The organism is Mesorhizobium sp. B2-3-12, assembly GCF_006442205.1.
Taxonomy (GTDB): Bacteria; Pseudomonadota; Alphaproteobacteria; order Rhizobiales; family Rhizobiaceae; genus Mesorhizobium.
In genome coordinates, this window is record NZ_VFVR01000004.1 from 504,923 (window position 1) to 515,906 (window position 10,984).

The window sequence follows — 10,984 nt, forward strand, 5'->3', positions numbered from 1 at the left end:
CTGCTTGCCTTTCTATCTGTTCGCGCGCCATGCGCCCTATCGCAAAACTTCGGTACACTTTTGCGGAACCGGTGTATGAGGCGCGGGAATGAAGTTTTCGCGCCTTCGCCTCCTCGGCTTCAAGTCCTTCGTCGAACCAGGCGAGTTCGTCATCGAACGTGGCCTGACCGGCATTGTCGGACCCAATGGTTGCGGCAAGTCGAACCTTGTCGAGGCGCTGCGCTGGGTGATGGGCGAAAGCTCCTACAAGAACATGCGCGCGTCCGGCATGGACGACGTGATTTTTTCCGGCTCGGGCACGCGTCCCGCCCGCAACACCGCCGAAGTCACACTTTTCCTCGACAACAGCGACCGCTCGGCTCCATCCGCCTTCAACGATGCCGACGAACTTCAGGTATCGCGCCGCATCGAGCGCGAGGCGGGCTCGCTCTACCGCATCAACGGCAAGGAAGCGCGCGCCAAGGACGTGCAGCTCCTGTTCGCCGACCAGTCGACCGGCGCGCGTTCCCCCTCCATGGTTGGTCAGGGGCGGATCGGCGAACTGATCCAGGCCAAGCCCCAGGCGCGCCGCGCTTTGCTCGAAGAGGCGGCCGGCATTTCCGGCCTGCACACCCGCCGCCACGAAGCGGAACTGAGGCTGAAGGCCGCCGAACAGAATCTCGAACGCCTGGATGATGTCGTCGGCGAACTGGAAAGCCAGATCGAAAGCCTGAAGCGCCAGGCGCGCCAGGCGTCCCGCTTCAAGAACCTGTCGGCCGACATCCGCAAGGCCGAAGCGACGCTTCTCCATCTGCGCTGGACGCTGGCCAAGACACAGGAAGGTGAGGCGCGTTCGGCGCTGGCTGTCGCCACCGCTTTGGTCGGCGACCGCGCCGCCACGCAGATGAACGCGGCCAAGGAGCAGGGCATCTCCGCCCATCGCCTGCCTGACCTGCGCGACGCGGAAGCCGCGGCTGCCGCGGCCTTCCAGCGGCTGTCGATCGCCAGGTCGCAGATCGAGGAAGAAGCCGGTCGCATCCGCACCCGTCAGGCCGAACTCGACCGCCGATTGCAGCAGCTCGACGGCGACATCGCCCGCGAAGAGCGGATGGTGCGCGACAATGCCGACGTTCTCGAGCGCCTGCGCGCGGAAGAGGCTGCGCTGAACTCGGAGAACGCCGGCGCCGCCGAGCGCGAGGCCACCACGCGCGCGGCATTCGAACAGGCCGCCGCGACGCTTGCGCAAAGCGAAGCCAAGCTCGCCGCGCTGACGGCCGAGCGCGCCGAGGCCGCCGCCTCGCGCCATCAGATCGAACGGACCTTGCGCGAAACCGCCGAGCGCCGCGATCGCTTCGCCCGCCAGCTCGCCGAGGTCGACCGGGAATTGTCTGATATCCTTGCCAAGGTGGCAGGCCTGCCGGATCCGGCCGAGAAGCAGGCTCTGGTCGAACAGGCGATGGCACTGCTGGAGGAATCCGAGGCAGCGGTCTCGCAGGCCGAAGAGTCGGTCATCGACGCTCGTGGCGCCGAAAATGCCGCCCGCCCGCCGCTTCAGGAGGCCAGGGCGGAGCTGGCGCGGGTTGAGACCGAAGCGCGCACGCTGGCCAAGATCCTGAACGCGGCCAGCGGCGACCTCTTCCCTTCCGTGCTGGAGCAGATCAGCGTCGAGCGCGGCTTCGAGACCGCTCTGGGGGCGGCCCTGGGCGAGGATCTCGACGTGCCGCTCGACCGCAGCGCGCCGGCGCATTGGGGCGAAAGTCAGATCCAGCCCGGCGACGCGGCCCTGCCGGAAGGCATCAAGAGCCTCGCCAGCGTGGTGCGCGCGCCGGCCCAGCTTGCGCGCCGCCTGGCGCAGATCGGTATCGTCGAGGCCGCCGACGGCCGCCGGTTGCAGGGGCTTCTGGCTCCCGGCCAGCGCCTGGTCAGTCGCGAGGGCGCGCTGTGGCGTTGGGACGGCCTGACCGCCAGCGCCGATGCACCGACTGCCGCGGCCCAAAGGCTGGCACAGAAGAACCGTCTTGCCGAACTCGATGCCGAAGCGATTCAGGCGACGCTCGTCCTGCGCCAGGCCGAGGAGGTGCTGGCACAGGCCGAGCAAGCACTTCGGCAGGCGAGCGAGGCCGAGCGCAACACGCGTCAGGCCGGACGCGATGCCCGGCACCGGCTGGACGCCGCCCGCAATGCACTTGCCGAGGCCGAGAAGGCCGGCGGCGAACTGTCGAGCCGGCGTGCCGCACTCGATGAGGCCCGCGCGCGCATCGTCGACAGCCACGAGGAGACGTCGGCGGCTTTTGTCGAGGCCGAGATGTTGCTGCAGGACGCGCCGGATCTCGGCGACCTGCAATTGCAGCTCGAACAGTCCTCGGCCAACGTTTCCCGCGATCGCGCCGCCTTGGCCGATGCGCGCGCCGTCCATGAAGGGCTGCGGCGCGAAGCCGAGTCCCGCATGCGCCGGCTGGACGCCATTGGCACGGAACGCAGCAACTGGCTGGTGCGCGCCGAAAACGCCTCGACGCAGATCGCCTCCCTCGGCGAACGCAAGGCCGAGGCCGAGGCCGAGCGCGAACGGCTGGCCGATGCGCCCGACGAGATCGATGCCAAGCGCCGTGCGCTGCTGTCGCAGCTCACCGAGGCCGAGACCTTGCGCAAGGCGGCGGCCGACCGTCTGCAGGAAGCGGAGAACAGGCAGGCCGAGCTGGACAAGGCGGCGACCGGTGCCATCCAGTCGCTGGCCGAGGCGCGCGAAACCCGCGCCCGCGCCGAGGAACGGCTGACGGCGGCCGACGAACGCCGGCTGGAGGTCGAGGCGCGCATCCAGGAAACACTGAACACGCCGCCGCATCTGGTCATCCGCCACACCGGGCTGGAGGCCGACGATCCGATGCCCGAGATGGCCGAGATCGAACGCCAGTTGGATCGGTTGAAGATCGAGCGCGAACGGCTCGGCGCGGTCAATCTGCGCGCCGAGGAAGAGCAGAGGGAGCTTTCCGAGCGACTGGAGACGATCGTGTCCGAGCGCGAGGATATCATCGAGGCGATCCGCAAGCTCAGGCAAGCGATCCAGAGCCTCAACCGCGAAGGGCGCGAGCGGCTATTGGCAGCCTTCGATGTCGTCAACGGTCATTTCCAGCGGCTGTTCTCGCATCTGTTCGGTGGCGGCACTGCGGAATTGCAGCTGATCGAATCCGACGATCCATTGGAGGCGGGACTTGAAATCCTGGCCCGTCCGCCCGGCAAGAAGCCGCAGACCATGACGCTGCTCTCCGGTGGCGAGCAGGCGCTGACGGCGATGTCGCTGATCTTTGCCGTGTTCCTGACCAACCCGGCGCCGATCTGCGTGCTCGACGAAGTCGACGCGCCGCTCGACGATCACAATGTCGAACGCTTCTGCAATCTCATGGACGAAATGGCCAAGACCACCGAGACGCGTTTCGTCATCATCACGCACAACCCCATCACCATGGCGCGCATGGACCGGCTGTTCGGCGTGACCATGGCCGAGCAGGGCGTCAGCCAGCTTGTTTCGGTCGATCTGCAGGCCGCCGAAGCCATGCGCGAGGCAAGCTGAGGCGTTAAGGCCCAGAGCAATTCCAGGAAAAGTGCGTAGCGGTTTTCCCGGGAGAAGCGCGTAGCGCTCCGCCTTGGGAATTGCGTAAAAACAAGGCCGGGAGAAGCGCGTAGCGCTTCGCCTTGGGAACTGCGTAAAAACAAGGAATGAGCGGGCCAGCGATTCTACCAAACGCTGAACCGCTCTAAGACTATTCAGCCAGTCTGGCCGTGTCTGTGCGAATGCTGCTTGGCAGAGGCCCAGATGAAATAAATCCAGCCCAGTTTGAGCACAGGCACCCTGCGATCCCGCTCGCGATCTCGCAGTTCGCGGTAGGACTTCAGCTTCAGCGTGCCGCGGGGCAATCTGATTCGCAGTACCATGACTGCGACAGTATACGCAGGTTCGCCGATCTCACAAAGGGTCAGGGAAAGTCGTTTCGCTCCCCGCCCGGACGTTTGGACGGACGGTCGGAAATCGTCGCCGGCCACCAGACGACAAAATACTTGCCGACCTGCCAGACCGGCACCTCGCGCTTCTGCTCGCGGCGGCGCAATTCATGATGTTGCTTCACTTTCAACGTGCCGCCTGGAAGCCTGATTTTAAGGGCCATCGTGTTTCTTGTGCTGCCAATTGGTTGATCTGGGCATCTCAATGTATCCGCCGCCGAATCCAGTTCGCGCAGGTCGCTGCCAGCAGACCGAACGCCATGCCGATGCAGTCGGCGACCCAGTCGAACACGTCGAGGTCACGGCCTATCAGCGACGTGCCCTGGAGGATTTCGATCGCGGCACCGACCAGCGCGAGGAAGATGATCAGCCTCGCCTTGCGATCGGGCCAGCCCAGACCTCCCAGAAACGCCAGGACCGCGAAGGCGCTGGCATGGTTGGCCTTGTCGTAGGGGAAGCCGATGTCGATGCCGAATTCATCGAGGCGGGGTATCGGTAGCAGCGCCAGCACCAGAACGGCAATCAGCGTGACGACAAAAGCAATCCGTTCGACGGCTGAGTAAAATTTCATTCTGCTCCAACAGTCTGCTTCGACACCCGCCATCGAAGCCGGTTCCGAGATCTTCGCGGCCTGGCGATGCCCGTCCGCGCGGCAGGCTGGCACTGTCTCGCACGATTGCATCAGCCGGCTTTGGAAAGCAACGAGCCCCGTCTCGTGGTCACAAGGAGATCCCAGGCCGTCTTGCCGGCGCAGGACACGCCTTTTACTATTGCCGATATGAGAGCGCGGATTTTCCCGGATTTGGGAAGGTTGTTGCCCGGCAAAGCGGGTTCCACTTCTTTCACGCAAGGCTTCGGGAGGCGCCGGAGACCGTCAGGTTGAAGCGCGTTGGATACGCGACAGTTCGAAACCGCCTTTGCCCGATAAGCTTTCTTCCGCCGGCCGGAACATGTCCTCGAAGTCGAGTTCCTGCTCGAAAACCACGCCGCCGACAGTCACGGCCAGGATCTCCTCGGCGCCCCGAGGGGCGAAATAGACCTGCGCGACACTGGCGCGGATACGCTCGCCAACCGTCCTGGCGTCGGCCTCGTCCGTTCCGGGAAGGAAGACACCGAACATGGACGCGCCTATGCGGCCGACGACATCTTGCGAGCGCACGCAAGACCGGATGCTCGAGGCTATCAGGCGCAAGGCTTCGTCGCCCCAGTTCAGGCCGTGGCGTAGATTGATGACGTTGAGATGTTCAGGATGAATGACCAGGAAGGCGCCCGATCGCTCGCCCGGCGGGGAAGCTCTGATCGCCCGTCTCTCGATCAGCGACGTGAAGACGTTGCCGTTCAGGCAACCCGTCAGCGTATCGAAGGTGGCAGCCCTGTTGAGTTCCCGCCGATAGCGACGGATCTCGGCCAGTTTCAGGCCTATGAACACAAAAAGCGGCAGGCAGATCACCACGGGCAAAAGCGTCGCGGTGATCATGCCGCGCCCGAAAGGCGTCAGCGTCTCGCTGAACAACAGCAGATAGTTCAGCACCAGGGAGAGGCCGAGGCTGCCTGTGGTTCCAAGGAAGGCCAACCAGGCAATGGTTTTCCATTCGTGATGGGCCGGGACACCGGCTGCTGCGTTGCTCATGGTCGATCTCCGTTCGATCACCAAGCATAAGGCCGGCAAGTTAGGATTTCGGTTTCGAAGAACAATACAATTTGAGGCGTCGGCATGGATCGCCCAGCTGGCTGGAGAGAAGGCCGGCCTCTGCCGCGAATCCGGTTCTGCCGCCTATGGGGGGCCGAACATTCCCATCTGCGCCGTCCTGGCTGTTTCCTCCGCCTTGCCATAGATGCCGCTCGGCAAGGCCTGCGCCCAACCATTCGATACGAGCCAGGCGCCGACGTCCTGCTTGCCCAGCCTGCATGTCGCCGCGACAGGGAAGCGGTCGACCTCTGGAGGCACGAAACAGTTCAGCGCCCGCCCGCGCATCCAGTTGTTGAAAGCCGCGCGCGCCCGCTGCCCGCATGGCCACGAAACGTCGTGAAACAGGCAGACCCTGTCGGGCTCGACGCCTTGGGTTCCGCTGATGAACAGTTTCCGCCCCATGGAATCGAAGCCGGCCGACGTCGTGGCCACCGGACGGTACAGCAGCGTTTCGCGCCAATCCCTGGGCATCGATGACTTGGGGCGTGACGCCAGGCCAAGGTCGCCAAGCGGCGAACGAGGGTCCACCCGCTCCATGTCGGTTCCCTCGATCCGGGGTGGTGCGATGAGATCCTCGGCAATCTTGCGGGTCGAATTGACGATCGATCGACCCCGAGCTTGCGCGATGTCATCGTTGACATCCGGGGCCGGCTCGATGGCGGCGGCCCGTTCGACGGGGAACAGGGTCGCCGCCTTGCCCAGCAGCAGAACACCGACGAGAAGCTCGAGGCTTGCGACCGCGATCATCATGCGAAGGCGCCCCGCTTGTCCCATCGGGCCGCCCGCGCCCAACCCGCTAGAAGCTGGGCGTTGATTTGGCAACCAGTTTGAGCGCACCTTTTTCAATCCGGTAAAACGGCATCGAGCGTTCGCTGGAACCATCGGCGCGGAACCTGAACAAGCCGGTCGATCCGCGAAATCCATTCGGGTTCTCGAAAACCTGCCTGTTGAAACCGTTCGGTCCGGCAGCGCTCGCAATACCCGCGGTCAGGGCAACCATGTCATAGGCATAAGCGACATTGACGTCGGCCTGATAGTTGAAGGTGGCCTTGAAGCGATCCGAAATGGGACCTGTTTCATGTTGGTCGAGCGTCGCTATATAGGCGCCTTCGAAAAGCGGACTGGTCGGATGGTCCAGCCAGCGATTCGTGCCGACCACGGAGGTCGATTTTCCCGGAATGCCTTTTGCCTTCAGGGCGATCAGGATTGGCGACGGATTGCTGTCGCCGCTCGCGACGATCACGGCATCGGGAGCGTCCACCAGCGAGCCCATGTCGGCCACCGCCTTTGCCGCGCTGTCGGCGCTAGTATAGGGGATGGTTATTGCGAGGGCGGCGCCGTACACGCTGAGGCTGTTGGCAACCCGCTTTTCGAAAATGTCGGCACTCGCGCCGGCCGGCACCAGCAGGACGAACTTCTTGCCGCCCTTGGCCGCGATCGCGCCGGCGCCCGCCGCCGCGCTGTCGGCTTCGGTAAGGCACACCGCATAGACACCGGGTCCGCCGGCAAAATTATCGGCAAGGGCCAGGACCACCGGGCGGTTCGAGCCGGACAGTTTCGCGACATGCTGGGCCGCCGGCAGTTCGGTCGGGCCGATGACCGCTTTCGCTCCCGAGGTTATCGCCTTTACGGCCAGTTGCTGGGAATAGGTGGCGTCACCCCTTGTGTCCTCGACGGTGAGCGTCAGCAGCGGGTTGCCGAGATCCGTCATCGCGAGCTTGGCGGCGTCGAGCATCTTTCGGCCGTTCTCGCCCACCGATCCGGGGGCGGACAGCGGCAGCAGCATGGCAATCCGCGCAGGTCCCGTGCCGAGGGTCTGCGTGGCCTGACCGGGACCGGGGGCTGCGACACCCGGCTGCTGAGCCCCGGCGGCGACGGCGGCCGGGTCTAGCGCGTCGGAGACCGAGCCACCCGATTGACAGCCGAACAACGCCACGGCCAGTGCACAGGCGACCGCCCATGTCCGCGGACCGTGGTGGACCTTCCGGTCACATACCATTCTTGCCCCCAACCCCTGTCCGCGGTCTATACCCGTAACACGTCCTGCCCGGCTTCATTGTCGACACACTTCGCGGCGATTGTGCGTCTCATTTGGCCGTCTTGCTCAGTCGCGAAACAGCTGCGCGCGGAGCGTTTTGATCCGGCTGGCCTGCTCCGCGCTTCGATAGTCGGCGCATTTCATATAGCGTGGGCCGGGCACGAAAAACCTACGTACGCAGACACGTTTTGCCCCGGCCGGGTTGCTCTCCGGCTCCTGCGAAAGGGCGGAAAACCCGAACGTCGCGAGGGGTAACGGCCCGACCACCTCCAGGCCGTCCCTTGCCAGTATGGCCCTCGCGCGCTCGCAGTAGCGAACGGAAAGAGCGGAGAACCGGGTCTCGTTGCGCCAGTATCGGTTCAAGGCCGTGGATCGATGCCTCGCAGGTCGCGAACGCCATGTAGGCCTCGCGCGACCACGTGGATGCAGCGCTGCAGGGCATCTGCCGCACCGCGATGGCTGATGGTGCCTGTTCTACCGAAGACGGCTCGAATTCCCTGCCGGCGCGGCCGGCACCAGCCAACCGATCAGCGCGACCGCCCCAGCGATCACGGCGAGCGGTGCGCGATCGCCAATCATCGGACCCGCCGGGCGCCCTCGCTCTTGCGGTCAGTTCATGTACTCGACCATGCGGTCGTGAAAACACTCGCACTTGTTGAGATAGTCTTCGTCGCGATAATTGGTCTTGAGATAGCCATAGGCCTTGCCGCAGGCGACCTTGGCTTCCGAAGCCCAGACGAAGACCGGCCGGGACGAGTTGATCCATTCCGGGCTACTGGCGACGGCGCTCGACTCATCCATCAGTTTCACGACCTGTGTCGTGAGGTCGACCGTGTTTTCGGTCAGCACGAGATTGGATGTTCCAACGGTGCGGCAATAATCGGCCGTCGAGCCGCCGATGATGTCGGCGGCATAACCGGACGATCCAGCCAAGAAAAGCGTTGCAGTGGAAACCAGCAGTCTTGAACTAATTCTCATGTAAGCCCTCTCCAAATTGCCATTTCATGTTCCGCTAATGTATAGCACGGGGGCACGAGCGCACAGAAGTTTTAAATCGTGACTGTGTGCTGTGCATGCGTGGTGTCGTCGTACAGGATCGTGATGGTTCCGGCGGCAGGTGAGTTCGTCAATTGCGCCACGTCCACGAAGTTGGCCGCGTTGCCCGAGCCGCTGGTGTCCACGCTGAGGATATGAGTTGTGCTATTGTACTGTACATAGTTGTTGATGTTGGGGTTCAGTGCGGTGTCAAACAACGCGGTCAGATCGATTTGGTCTCCCTCGCCTTTGTTGTAGTCGGCGATGATGTCCTTGATGTTTAGTTCGAGCTGATCGAGCTTGAACGTATCGGCGCCGGTGCCGCCGGTAAGCGTATCTGCCCCCGCGCCACCGATAAGGAGGTCGTTGCCCGCCCCGCCCGTGAGGGTGTCGCTGCCGGGGCCGCCGATGAGCGTATCGTTGCCGCCGGCGCCGTTGAGGATGTCGGCTCCGGCTCCCCCATAAAACACATTCGCGGAACCGTCGCCCGTCAGCGTGTCGTTGTAGTCAGACCCGATGATGTTGGGCGCGAGCGCCGTCGACGCGTAGAGATGAGAAGCGCCTGAGGCGTCGGCCGAATGGTTCTGGAATCCGGTTCCACTCAATGTCAGGCCAATCAAACTTGCAGCGATATCGCCGTCACCATCCACGATCTCGATCGGAAGGTGGAAGTTGACTGGATCGGTAGTCTGAACGGCCGCGCCGAATCCGGTAATGTCGAAGTCGTCGCCACTCTTGTTCAACAGCTCCAGGCTGTTGTACCCGTCGGCAGTGAATGTCGCGATGGAAACGTTTGTGTCGAGCACGCCCGTTATTTGGGCGGCATAGTGCCCGCTGCCCAAGTCGACGAATTGCACCGTATAACTTCTGTCCGTCAGCCCTCCCGGATTGCCTATTGTATAGACATGTGCCGCGGCGTCCACTTGCGTGACAAGCTGCGTTTGCCCGTCATATGTGATCGTGACTGACGTAATGGAATCGAGGTGGCCATCGCCGACCACCGTGTTGCCGTCGGTGCCGGTAGTAGCGTTGTCGTCTTTGGCCGTAATCTGAAGGAGAGTGTTGCTGCCGCCATCGCCAAACGTGAAGCTGGCACCATTAACCAGATAGTGTTTGTCAAAGACGTGGGTGGCGGGGGGAGATCCAGTCAAGTCCTGGACAAAGTCGGCCCTTATGCCTTCGCCTGCGCCGATATTCTGTCCGGCACTACCGCCGCCGACACCAAAGGAATTCGCGTTTCCGTTGATCGACGTGCCGGTACCGAACGGCGTGAAAAGCACGTCCCTCGAATCGTCGTTTACCGGCGCGCTATCTTGGCCGGTGGGCACGAAGCCGGCCCAAGGCTTGTTGCTGCCGTAGAAGTCATAGCTTCCGTTGGTGAAGTTCACTTGCGTCAGGCTGTCGATCGTTCCGTCCATGTCCACCGAATACGTTGAGGCCAGGGGGTCGAGCGTGACGGTGAACACCGTCGAGCCATTGGCAGTTCCTACCAAGGTATGGCCGTCCGGCGACACGTCATAGAGGATATGCACGCCGCCCGAGGTCAGGCCGCTGTCCGCAGTGTCGAGAGACGCCGCGAATCTCACCGTGCCGGGACCGTCCGCTCCGTAATTGTTCGACAGCGTATGGTCTGCGTCCAAGGCAAATGTGACCGGACTCCCGGCTCCGTTTGATAGAATAGCATAGTCCGGGGCAACCGCCGACGGACCATCATCGAGGAAGGTCAGGTTCTTGCCGATGTCGACCGAGGCCGTCTGGCTGTCGCCGTCCTTGTCGGTGATCGTCGCCGTCACCTTGATCAGATTGTCGGCGCTCAGGCTGGTCGGCTCGTTGGGGTCCGTCGTCGGATGGACGACCGCCCGGATCTGGTCCAGCGTCGCCCCGCCGGTCGCCGTGTTGACGGTCAGCGTGAACACCAGGTCGCCACCGACGGCCGTGCGGCCTTCGACGACGTTGCCGACGAGAGCGATGTTGACCGCCTGGCCGGTCGCCGTGTCGACCAGACCCGACGCACCCGCCACCACGCTCAGGCCATAGACCAGCGTGCCGGCGCCATCGGCGCCGAACGCCGAGGTGAAGTTGGCGGCGAAGTTCGCCGTCGCATTGGCCGTCAGATCCGTCTCGTCGACCGTCAGCACCGGCTGCACCGCCGTCGAGACCGAGATCGAGGGGCCGTCATCGAGGAAGGTCAGGTTCTGGCCGATGTTGGCCGTCGCCGTCGCCGTGTCGCCGTCCTTGTCGGTCAC

Annotated in this window: 8 protein-coding genes; 1 reads left to right on the forward strand and 7 read right to left on the reverse strand. The window is 63.7% G+C overall.

The window, feature by feature from the left end; genetic code table 11:
• The first annotated feature begins 88 nt into the window (after positions 1-88).
• On the forward strand, positions 89-3,547 hold the full coding sequence (gene smc, locus FJ948_RS15815) for a chromosome segregation protein SMC (RefSeq protein WP_140705872.1): 3,459 nt from the start codon (positions 89-91) through the stop codon (positions 3,545-3,547).
• Positions 3,548-3,950: 403 nt separating this feature from the next.
• Here smc and FJ948_RS15820 read toward each other — a convergent pair whose 3' ends face one another.
• The 7 genes from FJ948_RS15820 to FJ948_RS15855 form a co-directional block, all read right to left on the reverse strand.
• Complete coding sequence (locus FJ948_RS15820; protein WP_140705874.1) at positions 3,951-4,139, reverse strand: hypothetical protein; 189 nt, start codon at positions 4,137-4,139, stop codon at positions 3,951-3,953.
• A 38-nt stretch (positions 4,140-4,177) separates the two neighbouring features.
• Positions 4,178-4,546 carry a VanZ family protein gene (locus FJ948_RS15825; RefSeq protein WP_140705876.1) on the reverse strand — a complete coding sequence of 123 codons (369 nt, stop codon included), beginning with the start codon at positions 4,544-4,546 and terminating at the stop codon, positions 4,178-4,180.
• A gap of 303 nt (positions 4,547-4,849) precedes the next feature.
• Positions 4,850-5,605, reverse strand: coding sequence for a GGDEF domain-containing protein (locus FJ948_RS15830; RefSeq protein ID WP_140705878.1), 756 nt, complete (start codon positions 5,603-5,605; stop codon positions 4,850-4,852).
• A 144-nt stretch (positions 5,606-5,749) separates the two neighbouring features.
• A complete protein-coding gene (locus tag FJ948_RS15835; RefSeq protein ID WP_140705880.1) occupies positions 5,750-6,415 on the reverse strand; it encodes a thermonuclease family protein in 666 nt (221 codons plus the stop codon).
• 46 nt (positions 6,416-6,461) lie between these two features.
• The gene (locus FJ948_RS15840; protein ID WP_140705882.1) at positions 6,462-7,664 is read right to left on the reverse strand and encodes an ABC transporter substrate-binding protein; all 1,203 of its coding nucleotides are present in this window, start codon (positions 7,662-7,664) and stop codon (positions 6,462-6,464) included.
• Between the two features lie 648 nt (positions 7,665-8,312).
• On the reverse strand, positions 8,313-8,681 hold the full coding sequence (locus tag FJ948_RS15850; RefSeq protein ID WP_140705884.1) for a hypothetical protein: 369 nt from the start codon (positions 8,679-8,681) through the stop codon (positions 8,313-8,315).
• Positions 8,682-8,752: 71 nt separating this feature from the next.
• On the reverse strand, positions 8,753-10,984 hold a 2,232-nt coding region (locus FJ948_RS15855; protein WP_140705886.1), incomplete at its 5' end, for a DUF5801 repeats-in-toxin domain-containing protein.